The organism is Flavobacterium chungangense LMG 26729 (assembly GCF_000735715.2).
Lineage (GTDB): Bacteria > Bacteroidota > Bacteroidia > Flavobacteriales > Flavobacteriaceae > Flavobacterium > Flavobacterium chungangense.
In genome coordinates, this window is sequence record NZ_JASY01000002.1 from 670,223 (window position 1) to 689,227 (window position 19,005).

The 19,005-nt window shown below is 32.8% G+C and carries 17 protein-coding genes and 1 pseudogene; 8 read left to right on the top strand and 10 right to left on the bottom strand.

Features of this window, described 5'->3' with window-relative positions:
* The first annotated feature begins 159 nt into the window (after positions 1-159).
* Positions 160-1,845 carry a gliding motility lipoprotein GldJ gene (gldJ, locus tag JE46_RS06055; protein ID WP_031454364.1) on the top strand — a complete coding sequence of 562 codons (1,686 nt, stop codon included), beginning with the start codon at positions 160-162 and terminating at the stop codon, positions 1,843-1,845.
* 115 nt (positions 1,846-1,960) lie between these two features.
* Entirely contained in the window at positions 1,961-3,247 is a 1,287-nt protein-coding gene (locus tag JE46_RS06060; protein ID WP_031454365.1) for a UDP-N-acetylmuramoyl-tripeptide--D-alanyl-D-alanine ligase, read from the top strand.
* A 276-nt stretch (positions 3,248-3,523) separates the two neighbouring features.
* On the opposite strand, the gene JE46_RS06065 is transcribed toward JE46_RS06060, so the two are convergent.
* From JE46_RS06065 to ahcY, 7 genes and pseudogenes are all read right to left on the bottom strand, one after another.
* Positions 3,524-4,132, bottom strand: a complete 609-nt coding sequence (locus JE46_RS06065) for an alpha-ketoglutarate-dependent dioxygenase AlkB family protein (protein WP_031454366.1) — start codon at positions 4,130-4,132, stop codon at positions 3,524-3,526.
* A 39-nt stretch (positions 4,133-4,171) separates the two neighbouring features.
* Positions 4,172-4,363 (bottom strand): annotated as a pseudogene (locus tag JE46_RS24620) (Ada metal-binding domain-containing protein); the annotation flags it as partial.
* A gap of 201 nt (positions 4,364-4,564) precedes the next feature.
* The gene (locus JE46_RS06070; protein ID WP_031454367.1) at positions 4,565-5,278 is read right to left on the bottom strand and encodes a 2OG-Fe(II) oxygenase; all 714 of its coding nucleotides are present in this window, start codon (positions 5,276-5,278) and stop codon (positions 4,565-4,567) included.
* A gap of 170 nt (positions 5,279-5,448) precedes the next feature.
* On the bottom strand, positions 5,449-6,297 hold the full coding sequence (locus JE46_RS06075; RefSeq protein ID WP_031454368.1) for a bifunctional helix-turn-helix domain-containing protein/methylated-DNA--[protein]-cysteine S-methyltransferase: 849 nt from the start codon (positions 6,295-6,297) through the stop codon (positions 5,449-5,451).
* 264 nt (positions 6,298-6,561) lie between these two features.
* A complete protein-coding gene (locus JE46_RS06080) occupies positions 6,562-7,641 on the bottom strand; it encodes a WG repeat-containing protein (protein WP_031454369.1) in 1,080 nt (359 codons plus the stop codon).
* 331 nt (positions 7,642-7,972) lie between these two features.
* Positions 7,973-8,554: a uracil-DNA glycosylase family protein gene (locus JE46_RS06085; RefSeq protein ID WP_031454370.1), complete on the bottom strand. Its 582-nt coding sequence runs from the start codon at positions 8,552-8,554 to the stop codon at positions 7,973-7,975.
* Positions 8,555-8,784: 230 nt separating this feature from the next.
* The gene (ahcY, locus tag JE46_RS06090; protein ID WP_031454371.1) at positions 8,785-10,101 is read right to left on the bottom strand and encodes an adenosylhomocysteinase; all 1,317 of its coding nucleotides are present in this window, start codon (positions 10,099-10,101) and stop codon (positions 8,785-8,787) included.
* Positions 10,102-10,378: 277 nt separating this feature from the next.
* Between ahcY and JE46_RS06095 the strand changes: the two genes are divergently transcribed.
* Positions 10,379-11,029, top strand: a complete 651-nt coding sequence (locus JE46_RS06095) for a 4'-phosphopantetheinyl transferase family protein (protein ID WP_031454372.1) — start codon at positions 10,379-10,381, stop codon at positions 11,027-11,029.
* A 181-nt stretch (positions 11,030-11,210) separates the two neighbouring features.
* On the opposite strand, the gene JE46_RS06100 is transcribed toward JE46_RS06095, so the two are convergent.
* From JE46_RS06100 to JE46_RS06110, 3 genes are all read right to left on the bottom strand, one after another.
* Positions 11,211-11,603 (bottom strand): group III truncated hemoglobin, encoded by a 393-nt coding sequence (locus tag JE46_RS06100; protein ID WP_031454373.1) that lies wholly within the window; start codon positions 11,601-11,603, stop codon positions 11,211-11,213.
* Positions 11,600-11,887, bottom strand: coding sequence for a hypothetical protein (locus JE46_RS06105; protein WP_031454374.1), 288 nt, complete (start codon positions 11,885-11,887; stop codon positions 11,600-11,602). Before JE46_RS06105 ends, JE46_RS06100 begins: the two co-directional genes overlap by 4 nt.
* 82 nt (positions 11,888-11,969) lie before the next feature.
* Positions 11,970-12,566, bottom strand: a complete 597-nt coding sequence (locus JE46_RS06110; protein WP_031454375.1) for a Crp/Fnr family transcriptional regulator — start codon at positions 12,564-12,566, stop codon at positions 11,970-11,972.
* A 93-nt stretch (positions 12,567-12,659) separates the two neighbouring features.
* Here JE46_RS06110 and JE46_RS06115 point away from each other — a divergent pair, with 93 nt between their 5' ends.
* The 5 genes from JE46_RS06115 (at position 12,660) to JE46_RS06135 (ending at position 18,990) form a co-directional block, all read left to right on the top strand.
* Positions 12,660-13,388 (top strand): geranylgeranylglyceryl/heptaprenylglyceryl phosphate synthase, encoded by a 729-nt coding sequence (locus JE46_RS06115; protein ID WP_031454376.1) that lies wholly within the window; start codon positions 12,660-12,662, stop codon positions 13,386-13,388.
* Positions 13,389-13,408: 20 nt separating this feature from the next.
* A complete protein-coding gene (pnuC, locus tag JE46_RS06120; protein ID WP_031454377.1) occupies positions 13,409-14,032 on the top strand; it encodes a nicotinamide riboside transporter PnuC in 624 nt (207 codons plus the stop codon).
* Entirely contained in the window at positions 13,993-16,107 is a 2,115-nt protein-coding gene (locus JE46_RS06125; RefSeq protein WP_031454378.1) for a DUF4301 family protein, read from the top strand. The genes pnuC and JE46_RS06125 overlap by 40 nt, the downstream gene beginning before the upstream one ends.
* Complete coding sequence (arfB, locus tag JE46_RS06130; protein ID WP_031454379.1) at positions 16,107-16,511, top strand: alternative ribosome rescue aminoacyl-tRNA hydrolase ArfB; 405 nt, start codon at positions 16,107-16,109, stop codon at positions 16,509-16,511. Before JE46_RS06125 ends, arfB begins: the two co-directional genes overlap by 1 nt.
* A 256-nt stretch (positions 16,512-16,767) precedes the next feature.
* Entirely contained in the window at positions 16,768-18,990 is a 2,223-nt protein-coding gene (locus tag JE46_RS06135; protein WP_031454380.1) for a TonB-dependent receptor, read from the top strand.
* The last annotated feature ends 15 nt before the right edge of the window (positions 18,991-19,005 follow it).

A 19,005-nucleotide genomic window follows, 5' to 3' on the forward strand; every position in this document is an offset into this window, starting at 1 on the left:
TTTAATGTTATAGTAATAATAAAAAGTATATTTTTGCGTTTCGAAACTATAGGTTATTTTCTGGTAAAAAACAGCTAAATAAAATTATTAGAACACATGTTGCTAATTAAATGTTAATTATTATATTGCAGCACCTAAATTTATCACCTAAGAATGAGTATGAAAGTAAACAAAATTGTAGCCTTGCAAGTAATGATGTCAATAGTATTGATGTTGGGCACGGCTAGTTGTAGCAAAAAATCAAGTTCAAGCCGAGCTTCAAGAGCAACAGGTTGGGACGTTGACAGTCAAAATGGAACGGCTGCTAGAAATGCAGGAAAAAAACAACAGGCTGGACCTGGTTTAGTTTTCGTTGAAGGAGGTACATTTACTATGGGTAAAGTACAGGATGATGTTATGCATGATTGGAATAACACCCCAACTCAACAACACGTTCAGTCATTTTACATGGATGAAACAGAAGTAACTAATGGTATGTATTTGGAATACCTTGAGTGGCTTAAAAAAGTTTTCCCACCTACAGAAGAAACCTATAAAAATATTTATGCCGGGGCATCACCTGATACGTTGGTATGGAGAAATCGTTTAGGATACAACGAAACGATGACAAATAATTATCTAAGACATCCTGCATATGCGAACTATCCGGTAGTTGGTGTTAATTGGATTCAGGCAGTTGAATTTAGTAAATGGAGAACTGACCGTGTTAACGAAGCTGTTTTAGAAAAAGAAAGATATATTAAAAGAGGTGCCAAAACACAAGATGTTAGTGCTGAAAGTTTGTTTAATACAGAAGCTTATCTTGCATCTCCATCTACTTCTTATGGAGGAAATGAAGAAATAGTTCTAAAGAAAAGCCCTAATGGAAGAAGACCTAAAAAAGGTAAAGATGGTACTGTAGAAGAACAAAAAAATGTTTATGCACAACGTTCTTCAGGTGTTATTTTGCCAGAATACAGACTTCCTACAGAAGCTGAATGGGAATATGCAGCAGCTGCAGATGTTGGACAAAGAGAATATAATATCTACAAAGGACAAAAGAAATACCCTTGGTCTGGGGATTATACTCGTTCAGCAAAACGTAAAAACAGAGGAGATCAATTGGCCAACTTTAAACAAGGAAATGGTGACTACGGTGGAATCGCCGGATGGTCAGATGATGGTGCAGATATTACAAATAATGTAAAAAGTTATCCTGCAAATGATTTCGGTTTATATGATATGGCGGGTAACGTAGCAGAATGGGTTGCCGATGTTTACAGACCAATAATCGATAACGAAGCAAATGATTTTAACTATTACAGAGGTAATCAATACGCTAAAAATAAAATTGGTAAAGATGGTAAGTTAGAAATTATCACAAAAGATAATATCAAATACCAAACTTTAAGCAATGGTAAAGTAGTTGCTACAAATTTACCTGGAGAAATAGCTCGTGTTCCTGTTGATGAAAATGAGACTTATTTGAGACAAAATTTCAGCAAAAGTGATAACATCAATTATAGAGATGGTGATAAACAATCTTCAAGATATTATGACTTTGGTGATTCTGAATCAGGTGACAGCACTAAAGTAGCTATGTACAATTCTCCAATACACAATGTTACTACAGATAGTTTAGGTAATATGGTGAGAAAATATGACAATTCTAGCAAAAGAACAACTTTGATAAACGATAACGCAAGAGTTTATAAAGGAGGTTCTTGGAGAGACAGAGCTTACTGGTTAGATCCTGCGCAAAGAAGATACTTCCCTCAGGATATGGCAACTGACTACATCGGATTCAGATGTGCAATGTCTAGAGTAGGTGCTAAAACTGAAAGAAGAAAATCACCAAGGAATTAAATTTTAGAAATTCCAAAATAAAAAAATTCCAAATTCCAAAGCTGCTTTCAGTACGGAATTTGGAATTTTTTTATTGTTTTTTTCTATTTTTATAATCTAAATAATTGCTTATAAAATGAATATTAAAGAAATTCATAACTTATTTTTAAAATGTAAATCTCTTTCAATTGATACTCGTAAAATTGAAAAAGATTCTATGTTTTTTGCTATCAAAGGAGAAAATTTTGATGCCAATACTTTTGCTAAGGAAGCACTTGAACGTGAGGCTTTGTTTGTAATAATTGATAATCCGTCATATGTAATTGACGAGAGGACAATTCTGGTAGAAAATAGTTTAGAAACTTTACAGGAGTTAGCAAAATTTCATAGGCAATATTTAAAAATTCCTATTGTTGCATTGACAGGAAGTAATGGTAAAACAACTACAAAAGAACTTATAAATGTTGTTTTGGCGCAAAAATATAGGACTAAGGCAACTGTTGGGAACTTAAATAATCATATTGGAGTTCCGTTGACCTTATTATCTTTTACAAGTGAAACTGAGATTGGAATTGTAGAGATGGGAGCTAATCATAAAAAAGAAATTGAGTTTTTATGTTCAATAGCCCGGCCTGATTATGGTTATATTACAAATTTTGGAAAGGCTCACTTAGAAGGTTTTGGAGGTGTTGAAGGTGTGATTGAAGGAAAAAGTGAGATGTATAAATATTTATTTGAAAACGATAAATTGGCTTTTGTTAATTTGGATGATCCTATTCAGGTTGAAAAATCAAAAAAAATCAAATTATTCACATTTGGTCAGCAGAATAATCTTGCTGATATTAATGTTCAGGAGATTCAGGCAAATCCGTTTGTTGAGATTAATTATGAAGATTTTTTTGTAAAATCTAATTTGATTGGACTTTATAATGCTAATAATATTAATGCGGCAGTTGCTATCGGAAATTATTTTAAAGTTGAAGATAGAGATATTAAAATTGCAATTGAAAATTATACTCCAACCAATAATCGATCCCAGTTATTAAAAAAAGAATCATTTGAAATTATTCTGGATGCCTATAATGCTAACCCGAGTAGTATGGCTGTGGCGATAACTAATTTTTTACAATTAGATAATCAAAATAAAGTGATGATTTTAGGAGACATGTTTGAGCTTGGAAATGAAAGTCAGCAAGAGCATAAAGTTATTGTTGATTCTTTGAAAGATCAGGATAAATCTGTTTGTTATTTGATTGGAAAATCATTTTATGAAAATCGTATTTCTAAAGAAAATATTCATTTTTTTGAAACTTTTGAAGATTTTTCCGAATACTTAAGAGATAATAAATTTAAAGTAAAAAGCACCCTATTAATTAAAGGATCACGTGGTATGGCATTAGAAAGGACTTTGGATTTTCTTTAATATAGGGATTAAATTTAGATCTTAAATTAGGATTTAAAATCTAAGGTCTTGATCGAAAATTAAAAAAAAATAGTTTTGTTTGTATGAGAATGTTGCAAAGCAAAAAAGAAGTAAATGAAAATCAGTTAATGTTCCTGCAAGGTCTTTTTTGAGACCTTGTAGTTATCGCTTATCATCAGTATTCATACCTACAAGGTTGAAACCTTGCAGGATATCTAATAAATAACAAATTATTGAATAATCGAACTCAGGTTAATAGTAAAATTCAAATTTATGCTATCCAAGAATTGTTCGGAAAGTTAGATTTACCCTTGGTTTTGAAGTGGTTTTTGTTGGAGGAAGACGGTGTAGCCAATGTGTTTGAGTTTCATCTTTCATAACCAATACACTGCCATGTTCTAAAATTAAAGAAACCGTTTCTTTGGTTTCTTTATGTTTAAAAGCAAATTTACGTTCTGCTCCAAAGCTTACGGAGCCAATCGCACCATTTTTTTTTAAATCTTTTTCAGCATCGCTGTGCCATGCCATTCCTTCTTCACCAGAATGATATAAATTCAAGAGGCAGGAATTGAAAGTTTCTCCAGTTTTTTCTTCAATGATTTTCTTTAATTCTAAAAGTTCAGCAGTCCAGGGCAAAGCTTTTTTTGTAGTATTAGAATACGTGTATTCAAATTGCTGATCGCCGTACCAGGCTACTTTTCTTTTAGTGAAAATTAATTTTCCGAAGATAATGGCTTCGTCATTTTTCCATTCAATGCTGTTCAGAAATGTATCACGATAAAAATCAGATTCGGATCTCGAAAACAATTTTCCATAATAATTAACCGTTCCATCTTTGGGAAGCAAATTAGTATTTTCGTCTGTCTGGGGATTAAATAAGTCCATTTTCCAGTTTTGATAATCGGTTTTCATACAATGTCCGCAAGGTCTGAAACCGTTTTCTTTAGCTTCATTTCCAGATAAAAAGAAAACACGATTCTCACGTTTCATTCTTTTTCCAGAAGAACATTTTAGAGTTCCGTAGATTTTTAATTTTTTGTTGCCACCGAAACAAATTTCTGCATTTTTAATTTTATTTCGAAGTTCTGAATCTGAAATTTTATTGTGTTGAATCATTTGTTTATCATTTTTTTGCCACAAATTATAGGATTAAAATGATTAAAAAAAAATCTGCTAAAATCTTCGTGAAAAAATTATCGATTTTTTATTGAAATTGAAATTAATTATAATGACAATCGTCGCGTAGACGGGCTGCGGTGCGTCTCTCTACAGATATACGTTGTTTTTAAAACCTCTGCACCTCTGTCCCTTTGCGCCTTAACTTAACGCATCATGAAAAATAATTCCCAATGTATATCTTTCTCCGGAATGAATCTCACTCACACCATGTTTCATGTTCACACGATAATATCCTTTTGTACCTTTTACAGGTCTGAAATTCGTTGTAAAAACCAAAATATCTCCCTTTTTAGGTTTTAAAACAATGGCTTTTGATTGTGCTCTCGGTGTTTGCTGCGTTAAAACAAATTCGCCACCTGTAAAATCTTCATCAGGGTCATTTAGAAATAATACAATCTGTATTGGGAAGTAAATAGTACCATACAAATCCTGATGAAGCGTATTGAATCCGCGTGCGCCATATTTTAAGATTAAAACCGTTGGCTTCAATTGATTATTATCGTGACACTTTTTTAATAATTCATCATGGGTTTCAGGAAAAAAGGTATTGATATTTAAAGCTTTCATCCACGCATTTGCAATTGGAGCCAATTTAGGATAAATGGAAGAACGTATATTTTGAATTAAATCGGGCAGGGGATAATTGAAATATTTGTATTCGCCCAAACCAAATCGATAACGTTCCATAACAACCGTTTTTCGATATAAATCTGGGTTTGAATAATTCATTTTTAAAGTTTCGCATTCTTTATTACTCAGAATGTTTGCAAGAATTGCAAAGCCATTTTCGTGCATAGATTCGGTAATGCATTCCCAATTTTGAGAAGCAATTTTGGATTGTATATTTTGCATAAATAATTTTAAGTTGAAATTGATTTTTGACAAAGCATATCTGTAGAGTCGCACAGCAGTGCGTCTACGCAAAGATTGTCGCCAAAGATTGCGGAGAAAAATACATAACGTTAGACACACTGCTGTGCGTCTCTACACATATATTATGCGAATTATATTGTGTGTATAAATTATAATTGTGAATTTATCTGTGCACCTTCCCATCCAATAATAGCTGTTTTTCTGGTATTTCCCCACATATAGCCCCCAAAGATTCCAGAAGATTGAATCACACGGTGACATGGAATTAAAAAGGCTACAGGGTTACAGCCAATTGCAGTTCCGACAGCGCGTGAAGCATTTGGTTTTTCGATTTGCCGGGCAATAGAAATATAAGTAGAAAGCTGTCCCATTGGGATTTTTAGCAGCGTTTCCCAAACTTTTAACTGGAAATCAGTTCCTTTTAAATGCAGTTTGATTTCAGATAACTGGCTCCAGTCGTTTTGAAAAATGAACAACGCATTTTGCTGAATTAGATCTAGTTTTCTATTAAATACAGCATTTGGGTATTTGTGATTTAAATTTTCAAAACCTACTGCTTCACTCTCGGCAAAAGCCATAAAGCAAATACCTTTTTCTGTAGAAGCTACAATAATATTGCCAAACGGACTTTCGGCAAAACTGTAATTAATGTTTAGATTTTTTCCGCCATTTTTGTATTCTGCAGGTGTCATTCCTTCAATATTTATAAATAAATCATGTAAACGGCTTGTTCCGGATAGTCCGGTTTCAAAAGCGGTTTCAGAAATAGTTGCCTGATTTTTTTTTAATAACTTTTTGGCGTGTTCGAGACTTGTATACTGCAAAAATTTCTTCGGACTTGTGCCTGCCCATTCGCTAAAAAGTCTCTGAAAGTGAAATGGGCTCAAATTTATTTTCTGAGCAACATCATCAAGATTTGGCTGATCTTTAAAGTTTGTTTTGATATAATCTATAGCTTCGGCGATACGATTATAATTGATGTTTTCCTGTGTGTTCATCTTCTTCAGTTTAGAATACAAATATCGATTGGTTTTACAAGGAATAAAATCCGAAACTTGCTCTGTTTTTAATGAAGTGTTCTAAAGGGTGTATGCAAAGTACGTTGTTTTTTGCCTGCAAAGTAGCAAAGACTAAAGCTTTTTCGTCAATTTGATGAAGGGAGAGCCTTGGCAAATAACCCTGTAAAGATTAGTGAAAATTTAAATTTTACGTCTTGTGGCTTGAGATGAATGTGCTTGAATATTAAAATTAAAGGCTAAAAATCATTTAAGATTATCTTTCGCAGAAGAAACACTTGTTAATTTATATCCATTTTCAGTTCGGAGAAATTCAAAATGGTCTTGTCCATTATCGGTTTTGTTTTTTGGATTAATTACAATGCTTTTGACTGGATATTGCCATTCTTTCGATTCATTGCAATTGTTGAAATATAAAGCGTATTCACTTGATTCAAAAATAAACTGATTGAGTCCGTTTGAAGAGACAAAATAATCTGTTTTTGGATTTTTCAGTTCCTGAAGTTTTAACTTTAAGAAAGTAAAATTCTGATTTATAAATTTAATTTTTGATTCACTAATCCACCCGTTGGATTCTTTCCAATAGATGATTTTGTCAAAAGAATGTTTTTCTAAATTAGTTTTGGATAAATCTGAAAGTAAGGTGTTCTTGAGCCAATATGTAAATTCTTTTTCATAATTGATGAAAGAATAATATTGGCCTTCGACACTTAAGAAATATTCTCTTGTTTCATCTTTGCCTTTTTCTTTTGATTTTTCTAAAGAATAGAAATTCAGTTCATCATTATAAGGAAAATTTTCAATCAGAATTTTATTGTTGGTATTAATTAGAAATTCTTTCCCTCCAGTCCAGAAAAAATGCTCACCATCGATTTCTTTTTTAGCATCTTTTAAGGCGATCACCATTCCGTTTCTAACTTTGGTTAAATTGCTATAATCAGCGGGAATTACAATTTTTCCATCACCGTTAAACATTCCCATTTTGTCAGTTTTAGGATCTCTAAAGCGGATGAAACCTTCATTTTCGCAATCGGGACTGTTGTCAAAGATGTATAAACTGTCTCGCCCGATTATTTTCCCTGTTTTAGTCAAATAATAACTTTTCCAGCTTTCATTAAACTCTTCTGTTACTGCGATTATGTTTTCAAATTTTCGTGCCGTTGTAAAACCTGAAAATTTAGGTTCAATTTTGATTGTTCCATTTTTGTCTTTAAATCCAATAAGCGTTGTGTCTTTGTTTGGAAATGAAGTCCAGATATCATTGTTTTGAGCAAATACAGAAAAATTTAGAGATAGAAAAGTGAAGACAAAAAGAAGACGATTCATAAAGAATATTTTTACTTTAAAGATACATAACGTTTTTGAAAATGAAATAGTTTATTAATTCAAAACTTTCTTGGTATATGTTTGCGTGAGGGATAGGAGCTGGCTACCGAAGTAGCGCGGATAGTCCGACACCATCCCAATAAAAGGGCGTATAAACATAAAGTATTTTTGCCCTTTTATTGGGATGGTGGCACGCCCTAAATAATTTTAGATTTCTGATTTTAGATTATTCATGGTATATGAAAAAACAAAACCCGACAGGTTTTAAAACCTGTCGGGTTTGAATATGGAATTAAAGAAATTTAAAGATAATTTGACATTCTGGCTTATTTCAGATATTATCTATTTTTCCTTTCCAATCATCAACTTTCTTTTCGGAAAAAATTCTAGCTGGAGTTAAAATTTTATTAGTTTGAATGTTAATTACTGAACAATGATTTTCAATAATGTTCCAAGAATCCCTAATTTGGCTAATGTTGTTATTTAAAGTCGATCTGGTTAAAAAAACTCCTTTAAGTGTTTTTTGATTTTTGTTTATCAGTGTTTTAATTTTTTCAGAATTAAAGTCTAATTGGTATGTATTTAATATGTTATCGCTAAATCCTTTTGTAAGATTGTTGCGGTCGGTTTCGCTATTTTCATCTGCGTTTTTAATACATAGAATCAAATCAGTAATTCCAATTTTTTTATTTAATAGATATTCAGTTTTTTCTTCAATTGAAGAGTTTTTTAAATCATCTCCACCAAATACAAAAGGTAGGATTCGCCAAAAAAAATTTCTGTTTCTGCCATAAAAATAATCTGCTTGTTCAGCATTATTATAATCCCAAGAAGGATTAAATGTTCCAATAAATAGGTATTCTAATTCCCAATCTGGAATTAATTGATCTTCAAATCGATGGTTGCATGGCATAATTTAGTTTTTTTAAATTAAAATTTTAAGAACTTCAAATTTTCTATTAGAATATCACAAATATTAAATATATAAGTAAAGTTTTTAATTTAAAATTTGGTTTTTGTTTATTTTAAAAAAGCTAAATAATGTTAAATAAAAAAACAAAACCCGACAGGTTTTTAAAAACTTGTCGGGTTTGAATATGTATTAAAAATCTAAGATCTACAATCTTAAATCTAAAATTAAATCTAGTATCTGTAGTATTCCGGTTTAAATGGACCTTCAACTGGAACACCAATATAAGCAGCTTGGTCGTCACGTAAAACTTCCAATTCAACACCTAATTTAGCAAGGTGTAAAGCAGCCACTTTTTCATCTAAATGTTTTGGCAACATATAAACGTCGTTGTTGTAAGCAGCGCTGTTGTTCCATAATTCGATTTGAGCCAAAGTTTGGTTTGTAAATGAGTTACTCATTACAAAACTTGGGTGACCTGTAGCACAACCAAGGTTTACTAAACGGCCTTCAGCCAAGATGATGATATCTTTTCCAGCGATAGTATATTTGTCAACCTGAGGTTTGATTTCGATTTTAGACGCACCGTGGTTTTTGTTTAACCAGGCCATATCAATTTCGTTATCAAAGTGTCCGATGTTACAAACTACAGTTTTGTCTTTCATTTGCTCGAAGTGCTCTCCAAGAACGATATCTTTATTTCCTGTAGTTGTAATGATGATATCAGCATTAGCAATTACAGTGTTTAATTTTTTAACTTCGTAACCGTCCATTGCAGCTTGTAAAGCACAAATTGGGTCAATTTCAGTAACAGTTACAATAGATCCTGCACCTCTGAAAGAAGCAGCAGTTCCTTTTCCAACATCACCGTATCCACAAACGATTACTCTTTTTCCGGCCAACATTAAGTCAGTTGCACGACGTACAGCATCTACAGCAGATTCTTTACATCCGTATTTGTTATCAAATTTAGATTTAGTAACAGAATCATTAATGTTGATTGCAGGCATTGGTAAAGTTCCGGCTTTTACTCTTTCGTACAATCTGTGAACTCCAGTTGTAGTTTCTTCAGATAATCCTTTGATTCCAGGAACCAATTCCGGGAAACGATCAATAACCATGTTAGTTAAATCTCCACCATCATCCAAAATCATGTTCAATGGTTTTCTGTCTTCACCAAAGAATAAAGTTTGCTCAATACACCAGTCAAATGATTGCTCATCAAGACCTTTCCATGCATAAACCTGAATTCCCGCAGCAGCGATAGCAGCAGCAGCCTGATCCTGAGTAGAGAAAATGTTACAAGATGACCAGGTAACTTCAGCACCAAGAGCAATTAAAGTTTCGATCAAAACAGCAGTCTGAATCGTCATATGAAGACATCCGGCGATACGAGCACCTTTAAGAGGTTGTTCGTCTTTATATTCAGCACGAAGTGCCATTAAACCTGGCATTTCAGCCTCAGCTAATTCAATTTCTTTTCTTCCCCAGGCAGCCAGAGAAATGTCTTTTACTTTGAAAGCCACATAAGGCGTAGTCGTTGTACTCATTTATAGTATATTTGTAATTGTAAAATTTTTGCAAATTTAAGGAATAGCTTTTTATTTTTACTACTTTCAGTAAGATTTGTGAAATCTTTAATTTGTTAATCTTTAGTGTATTAGTTGATTAATGTTTTTTAGAAGCTAATCCTGCTGTTCACTATATCTTTTATGGCGAACCCCGCCACAAAAGGATGCCGTTCCCATCAGGGCTAGAAAGAACAGGCAGTCAATAAGAAGTTTTGTTTCAAAGAAAATTATTTATAATTCATAATTTTAAAAAAGAATGCCTCTATTTCAGACCATACAATGCAATGAAAACACCCGAATTTTAATTTGGGAAATAACCGAATCTTTTGACGAACTAAGAAGCAAAGTAGTTTTAAAAGAGAAAACGCAGAAGAGACTGGATGGTATGAAATCGCAATTACATCAGCGTGCTTTTTTGAGCGTTCGTATGCTGATTCAGGAAATGGGTTTTACAGATAAAGATTTGCATTATGACGAATTCGGAAAACCGTATTTCGATTGTCATAATTATATTTCTATAACACATTCCTATCATTTTGCGGCAATAATTATTAGCCACGAAACCGTTGGAATTGATATGGAGCTGCAGCGGGAAAAAATTCAGAGAATTGCAGATAAATTTACCGATTATGAATGTGATTATTTAGATGCTTTGTCTACAGAAGAATACATAAAAAAACTTACCGTAATCTGGGGAGCCAAAGAAGCCATTTTTAAAATCAGAAATGAAAAAGGAATCAGTTTTAAAGATCATATTTTGGTTGATGATTTTTCTTTAGAGGAATCTCACACTCAGGCTAGTCTTCATTTTGATAATTTGATAAAAGATTTTAACGTTCATTATCAGGAAATAGAGTCTGATAATTTTGAGGGTAAGTTTACTTTGGTTTATGCTTTTGAAAAGTGAAAATTCAATATAAAAATCACAAATTCCAATCTTAGCAGATTTAAGAATAACCACATTCTTTTTCGACTTAAGGAGAAATCACATGCGGGATTCGACAAAGATTGGAGTCATACTTTGTGGAGCTTCTAGTGTGATTTCTCCTTAAGTCGAAATGACACACTTTGTCTTGAGTTATTTAAGCTTAATTTCCTTTTTTTCGATTTTCAAACATACTCATATACAAAAAAGTGCTCATTTTTCTGGCCCGTCTTTTCAGGGTATCAGCATTTTCGCCTTCAAAATATTCATCAATAGTCTGAAACCAGTGATTTAGCCAGATCCCAAATTCATTAGAGGTAATTCTGCCATCAAAATGAGCATCAACTTCATTATGGACAGTCAGTGGATTTCCATTATATTTTTTTGCTCCAAACAAATTCATCTCCCAAAAATCGGTCAGCTTTTCCAGATGAGCATCCCAGTCTTTTATTATATCATTAAAATAAAAGCCGATTGCTGAATCGGCTCTTATTTTAGCATAGAACTGATGTACTAAAAGAGTAATGTCATTTCTATCTTCTATTTGTTTTTTCACAGAAAAAGGGTGTTTATTAAAATGAATAATACACTTAAAATTGAACTTGTAATTAATAGATTAAAAACAACTTTGTGTTTCATTTGCGCCAAAATTGAAGTATTTACAAAGATACAAGCTAAAACAATTATAGCCAATTGAATCATTTGGGGAATTGAAGTTCCGTTACTCAAAACATACATAGCTGCAGCGCCGCCTAAACAGCTTTGTCCAATTACTGCCATTGCAGCAGAACCCATATAGTTTTTATTGAAAATGTCGAATGTTGTTTGATATAGTGTCATGATATTGAGTTTTTTATATCAACAAAGGTACATGTACAATATCGCTGCATTTTATGACTTAAATCATAAAACGAAAACTTTTTTATCGGTATACTTTTCTGTTTATAATTTTCAATTCGCCTTTTTTCTCCAGTGCTTTTATGGTTCTGATGATGGTTTCAACACGTAAACCTGTCAGGTCTCCAATTTGCTGTCTGGTGAAATTGATGAGATAGCCATTTTTATCTTTTTGGAAATTGAAATAAGCGATACCATGATCGATTAATTTCAAAACTCTGTGCTCTGGTTCCTGGGTAGAGATTTCAGCAGCCATAACCGATTTATAATACAGTCGCTGTGCCAGGTTTTCGATTATTTTAATGCTGATTTTTGAGTTTTCTTCCAGAAGTTTCCAGAAGTTTGACTTTGAAAGAAGAAAAATTTCGCTGTTTTCAACTGCAATAGCATTGGCAGGGTATTTTTGATTCAGGAACAACGGAGGTTCTCCAAAAGACTGTTCTTTATAAAATATTCCCTGAATGAACTCTCGTCCATCATCATTATAATTACTCATTTTTATTTCCCCTGAAATAATTTGATAATAATAAGCGGGTAGATTTCCTTCGTCAAAAATGACTTCGTTTTTATTGAAGAATTTCTTCAGAGCACCATATTTTTCCAATAATTCAGATGTAATCATAATTGTTTCATTTGTTGAACTAAGGCCATTTCACAAATATAATTCATTCAAATAGTTCTTCTGCATTAAAAAACTTTTACTTTTACGGCTGTTATGCAGCAAAAATTACTCAACATACACCAACAAATTTTGGAGGCTAAAAAAGAGGGGCAGAAATTACTGGCTATTCTTTTAGATCCTGATAAAATTGTATGGGAAAATTTAAATCATTTATTAGATAAAATAAACCAGTCTCCAGCAACCCATATTTTTGTAGGAGGCAGTATTGTTCAGGCTACAATTTTAGAAGATTTAATCAGGCAGTTAAAACAAAAAACAAACTTGCCCGTTGTTATATTTCCAGGAGACCCTTCGCAGATTTCACCTCAGGCTGATGCTATTTTGTTTCTGTCATTATTGTCTGGCAGAAATCCTGATTATTTAATAGGATATCAGGTTCAGGCAGCACCTATTCTTAAAAAAACGAATCTTGAAGTAATTTCAACAGGTTATATTTTAATTGAGAGCGGAAATGAAACAGCAGTAGCACGTGTTAGTAAAACAAAACCGCTTAATCGAAAAGATTTTGATTTAGTTTTGGCAACAGCCCAGGCCGGAGAAATGTTAGGGAATAAATTGATCTATTTAGAAGCCGGAAGCGGAGCAAAGAATGCAGTGCCCTTGGAAATGATTCAGTTAATTGCTCAAAATATCCAAATACCTATAATTGTTGGTGGAGGAATTGTAAATTTAGAAGGAATTAAAAATGCTTATAATGCGGGTGCAGATTTAGTAGTAATTGGAACAGCTTTCGAAAACAACAGCCATTTTTTTGAATTATAAACAACCAGATAATAATCAAAATGATTGATTTTTTTTTAGACAGTTATAAAAATGCGCCGCTATGGCATATCGCTTTAGAGTTTTTGGTGTTTGTCTGCGGAATATTGAGCGTTTGGTTTGCAAAAAAAGAGAATATCTGGGTGTATCCAACTGGCTTAATAGCGACTGTAATTTCGGTTTATCTGTTGTATGTTGCCGGTTATATTGGGGATATGATTATCAACGGATATTTTTCTATTATGAGTATTTATGGATGGTATGTTTGGGCAAGGGGAGGAACTGTTGAAGATAATTTACCCATTACAAGAACAAATGATAATGAAAAAATAATAGGAATTTTATTGTTTTTTGTAACCATTTTTGTAGTTTTCGGTATTTATAAATATTTTGATTATGAGATTAAAAATGACAACTATGTCGATATGATTTCGTCAGGAATATTTTTTGCCGGAATGTGGTATATGGCCAAGAAAAAAATCGAAAACTGGACACTTTGGATTATTGGTGATATTATTGTTGTGCCGCTTTATGCCTACAGAGGATTAGGAATGTTGTCACTTCAGTATTTAATTTTTACAATTTTAGCTATTTCAGCTTATTTAGAATGGAGAAAAATCTTAGACAGCAAAAAACAAATATCATAAAAATTGCCTTATTTGGACCTGAAAGCACAGGGAAAACCACATTGGCAAAACAGCTCGCGGATTATTATGAAACGGAGTGGGTTCCTGAGTTCGCACGTGATTATTTGCAGATAAAATGGGAAGAAAATAAGCAGATTTGTACGGAAGGAGACATGATGCCAATTGCGTATGGACAAGTAGCATTAGAAAATGAAAAACTGGAAACTGCTCAAAAATATCTGTTTTGCGATACTAATTTAATGGTGACCAAAGTCTTTTCTGAGGTCTATTATGGGGTCTGTAATCCACTTTTAAATGAAGCTGCCTTAGCACATGAGTACGATTTATTTTTTCTGACAGATATTGATGTTCCCTGGGAAAAAGACGATATTCGTGACAATCCAAATAAAAGAGAAACTGTTTTTTCTGTTTTTAAGCAAACTTTAATTGATAGTAAAAAGCCATTTATTACTATTTCCGGTGATAGAGAAAGTCGTTTAGTAAAAGCGACTGCGATTGTCGATAATCTGACAATTGCTAAAAAAAGAGGGTTTTCATCTGCTGATTTTGTGGAGATTTATAATCATGGAATACCTTTCGAAAATATATTAAAACAACTTAAGATTTTTAAAAAAGGGATTTCTAAAAGTAATTTAATAAGTCCAGCAACAGTGGATAACGGAATTTTAAGTTTGTCAACTGATGATTTTGAAGAAAAAGCAAGTTTTTTTGATATTCATAAGGAGAATTTCAAAATATGTAAATTTATTCCCGCTTCAGGTGCAGCAACCCGAATGTTTAAATTTTTAATTGCTTTTTTGAATACTTATGATATCGAGAAAGAAACCATTAACTCTTATATCAATAGAAAAAAAGATAACGATTTGTCTATTTTTATTGTTGCAATGGATAAGTTTCCTTTTTTTGATGCTGTCTATAAACAACTAAAAATAATTTATCCCAATTTTGATAATTTAGACAGGGATTATAAAAATTATTATTTCATAAAATTATTATTATCTCCTGATTATTTTGATTTTGCAAATAAGCCAAAAGCGGTGTTGCCTTTCCATAAATATAAAACGCATATTGCAAATCCAATAGAAGAACATTTAAACGAATGTGTGCATTATGCTGCGACAAATAATGCTTCTAATTTACATTTTACAGTTTCAGAAGCACATCAGGAACTATTTGAAAAAGCTATTGCAGAAGTGAAAGAAAAAATCGAGTCAGAATCAGGCACTCGAATCAATATTAGTTTCTCTTACCAAAACAAACGTACAGACTCTATTGCAGTTGATGTGAAAGATAATGTTTTCAGAAGTCAAACAGGATCGTTTATTTTTAGGCCTGGAGGACACGGAGCATTGATTGAAAATCTTGATAAAATTGATGCGGATATTATTTTCATAAAAAACATAGATAATGTTATCCAGAATAATATTGATAAAACGACACTCTATAAAAAAGGGCTGGCAGGGGTTTTAATAGCAACACAACAAAAAGTTTTTGGTTATTTGAATGCTATAGAAAAGGGGCAGATTAGCGAAGAGGATATTGACAAGATAGTTGAGTTTTTAATCCAAAATCTCAGCATCGAAATGACTAACGATTTTAATAAGTTTACTTATGAAAATAAAATAAGTAAAATAAAAGAACTTCTCGACAGACCAATTCGGGTTTGTGGAATGGTTAAAAATGAAGGTGAAGCAGGTGGAGGGCCTTTTTGGATCAGAAATGACAAAGGAGATGTTTCATTGCAAATTGTAGAAAGTTCACAAGTTGATTTAACCGACAAAAAACAAAAATCAATTTTAGAGGATGCAACCCATTTTAACCCGGTTGATTTAGTTTGCGGGACTAAAAATTACAAAGGAGAGCCGTTTAATCTGGCAGATTTTGTAGATCATAATACAGGATTCATTGTAGAAAAAAGCGCCGAAGGTAAAATAGTTAAAAATTATGAGTTACCGGGATTATGGAACGGTGGAATGTCAAACTGGCTAACTATTTTTGTTGCGGTTCCGTTGATTACTTTTAATCCGGTTAAAACGGTAAATGATTTATTAAAGCCTGCTCATCAACCACAATAATGGATTTAGAGAAAATCATATCAGAGTTAAGTTTTAAGGCGGTTAGAAGCAGTGGTGCAGGTGGTCAAAATGTTAACAAAGTATCTTCGAAAGTGGTGCTGACTTTTGATCTGAATACTTCTCAGGCTTTATCTGAAGAACAGAAATTATTGTTACAAAACAATTTAGCATCACGTTTGACTTCTGAAAATATTCTAATCTTAAATTGTGATGAAGACAGAAGCCAGCTTAAAAATAAAGAGATTGTTACGAAACGATTTGTAGAAATTATCAAAAAGGGATTATTTGTTCCAAAGGTTCGAAAGGAAACTAAAATTCCTAAATCGGTGATTAAAAAGAGAATTAAAGACAAGAAAAATATTTCTGAAATAAAACAATCACGAAAGAAACCCAGATTGGATTAAATTCCAAAAACATTCTTTCTCGATCGTTTTGGAATTTGGAATTTCTTTTTTGGAGTTTTAAATATTTTAACATTACATTTGCACCGTCTCAAAGGGGTGCTCTAAATAACGAGCTGAGATCATACCCAAAGAACCTGAGCAAGTAATGTTGCTAAGGGAAAAACGACAATTTTAGTTTGCATTATATTTTGTCGGGAACACATTTATTAATTTAACCAAAAGAATAATTCCCCCTTTTATTCGTAATTATTTACGGATGAAAAACTATTTAAGTCTCAAAGCTGCAAAGTCTCAAAGCTGCAAAGTTTTTAAAAGCCAAAAATTGGCAAATTACAAGTCTATTTTCTATTTTCTATTTTCTATTTTCTATTCTCTTTTTTCTATCGCACAAGAGCAGGATTCAACCAAAGTTAATCAATTGGATAATGTATTGGTTTCGGCAGTTCGTGTCACTACAAAAACGCCGGTGAGTTTTAGCAATCTTGACAAAAAAGACATTAAAACCAGAAATCTGGGTCAGGATATTCCAATTTTGATGAACTATCTGCCATCAGTAGTAACGACTTCTGATGCCGGAAACGGAATGGGGTACACAGGAATTCGTGTGCGTGGAAGCGATGCTACAAGAGTGAATATTACCATAAACGGAATTCCATATAACGATGCCGAAAGTCAGGGAACATTTTGGGTAAACATGCCCGATTTTGCTTCATCAGTAGAAAGTTTGCAATTGCAGCGTGGTGTTGGAACATCAACAAATGGTTCAGGCGCTTTTGGCGCCAGTTTGAATATGCTGACAGATAATTATGCTACAAAAGCAAATGGCGAAATCTCAAGTTCTTATGGAAGTTTTAATTCAAATAAAAATACTGTGAAATTCAGTACAGGTTTGCTAAACGATCACTTTGAATTGGCCGGACGCTTATCAACTATTAAATCTGATGGATACGTTGACAGAGCGAGTTCTGATTTAAAATCGTATTTCTTACAGGGAACCTATGTTGGTAAAACAACTTTAATTAAAGCATTAGTTTTTGGCGGAACTGAAAAGACATATCAATCCTGGAACGGAATTGATGCCGTAACTTTAAAGGAAAACCGTAGGTTTAACTCAGCGGGTATGTTTACAGATGAGAAAGGTAAAAACCGTTTTTATGATAATGAAACCGACAATTATAATCAGGACCATTATCAATTGCACTGGAACGAATCATTTACGGATAAATGGAGTACCAATTTAGCTTTTCATTATACCAAAGGAAAGGGCTATTATGAAAATTATAAAGAAGATGCCGGTATGGGTGATTATGGTCTAACGCCAGTTGGAACCGTAACAACTACCGATTTGATTCGCCAAAAATGGCTGGACAATGATTTTTACGGTACAACATTTTCATTAAAGTATAAAGATGAAAAACTGGATGTTATTTTGGGAGAAGGCTGGAATAAATATGAAGGAAGCCATTTCGGAAAAGTAATATGGGCAAGATATGCATCGCAATCTGAGCTGGGAGACCATTATTACAATGATTTTTCGACAAAAGTTGATGGTAATATTTTTTTAAAAGTCAATTATCAATTGTTTAAAAAGTTGAGTTTATACGGTGATTTGCAGTACAGAACAGTTCAGTACAAAGCCAATAGCATGGAAACCGGACTGGTAGATGACAGTTTTAGTTTCCTTAATCCAAAAGCAGGTTTGAATTTTGAAATCAATCAAAAAAACACACTTTATTTTTCCTATGCCAAAGCCAATCGGGAACCCAACAGAACTGATTATGAAGGCGGAAATGTAAGACCGGAAAAATTAAATGATTTTGAGTTAGGTTGGAGATTCAATTCAGACTACTTTCAACTCAATACCAATTTCTATTATATGGGATACAAAGACCAGTTGGTTTTAACGGGAGAATTAAACGATGTCGGTTCTCCTCTTCGTGCCAATAGTGGTGACAGTTACAGAGCCGGAATTGAGATTGATGCAACACTAAAGCTTTCAGAAAAATGGTTTTTGCAGCCTAATGTTACTTTAAGTCAAAACAAAAATAAAGACTTTTATTTTACAAGAGATGGTGTTTTGCAAAATTTGGGAGAAACCAATATCGCTTTTTCTCCTAATATAATTGCCGGGAATCGTTTGACTTTTATGCCAGTTAAAAGCTTGCAATTATCGTTATTATCTAAATTTGTGGGTGAACAATTTATGGGAAATATAGATTCAGAACTTTCAAAACTGGACAGTTATTTTGTAAATGATTTTAATGCATCGTTTGAATTCAAAACAAATAAAGTTTTCAAATCAATAATGATATCGGCTTTAGTTAATAATATCTTTAATTTAAAGTACGAAAGCAATGGGTTTTTCTACACCTTCGATGATGATTACTCTAATCCTCCGGCAGTTAAGACTATGGAGGGTGTAGGTTATTATCCGCAGGCAGGAACTAACTTCTTAGTCGGATTGACATTGAAATTTTAATAACTAAAATATAAA

Bases quoted from the DNA above. Each gene is read 5' to 3' on its own strand.
- gldJ (WP_031454364.1), top strand. From the start codon at position 160: ATGAAAGTAAACAAAATTGTAGCCTTGCAAGTAATGATGTCAATAGTA.
- JE46_RS06060 (WP_031454365.1), top strand. From the start codon at position 1,961: ATGAATATTAAAGAAATTCATAACTTATTTTTAAAATGTAAATCTCTT.
- JE46_RS06065 (WP_031454366.1), bottom strand. From the start codon at position 4,132: ATGGACTTATTTAATCCCCAGACAGACGAAAATACTAATTTGCTTCCC.
- JE46_RS06070 (WP_031454367.1), bottom strand. From the start codon at position 5,278: ATGCAAAATATACAATCCAAAATTGCTTCTCAAAATTGGGAATGCATT.
- JE46_RS06075 (WP_031454368.1), bottom strand. From the start codon at position 6,297: ATGAACACACAGGAAAACATCAATTATAATCGTATCGCCGAAGCTATA.
- JE46_RS06080 (WP_031454369.1), bottom strand. From the start codon at position 7,641: ATGAATCGTCTTCTTTTTGTCTTCACTTTTCTATCTCTAAATTTTTCT.
- JE46_RS06085 (WP_031454370.1), bottom strand. From the start codon at position 8,554: ATGCCATGCAACCATCGATTTGAAGATCAATTAATTCCAGATTGGGAA.
- ahcY (WP_031454371.1), bottom strand. From the start codon at position 10,101: ATGAGTACAACGACTACGCCTTATGTGGCTTTCAAAGTAAAAGACATT.
- JE46_RS06095 (WP_031454372.1), top strand. From the start codon at position 10,379: ATGCCTCTATTTCAGACCATACAATGCAATGAAAACACCCGAATTTTA.
- JE46_RS06105 (WP_031454374.1), bottom strand. From the start codon at position 11,887: ATGACACTATATCAAACAACATTCGACATTTTCAATAAAAACTATATG.
- JE46_RS06110 (WP_031454375.1), bottom strand. From the start codon at position 12,566: ATGATTACATCTGAATTATTGGAAAAATATGGTGCTCTGAAGAAATTC.
- JE46_RS06115 (WP_031454376.1), top strand. From the start codon at position 12,660: ATGCAGCAAAAATTACTCAACATACACCAACAAATTTTGGAGGCTAAA.
- pnuC (WP_031454377.1), top strand. From the start codon at position 13,409: ATGATTGATTTTTTTTTAGACAGTTATAAAAATGCGCCGCTATGGCAT.
- JE46_RS06125 (WP_031454378.1), top strand. From the start codon at position 13,993: ATGGAGAAAAATCTTAGACAGCAAAAAACAAATATCATAAAAATTGCC.
- arfB (WP_031454379.1), top strand. From the start codon at position 16,107: ATGGATTTAGAGAAAATCATATCAGAGTTAAGTTTTAAGGCGGTTAGA.
- JE46_RS06135 (WP_031454380.1), top strand. From the start codon at position 16,768: ATGAAAAACTATTTAAGTCTCAAAGCTGCAAAGTCTCAAAGCTGCAAA.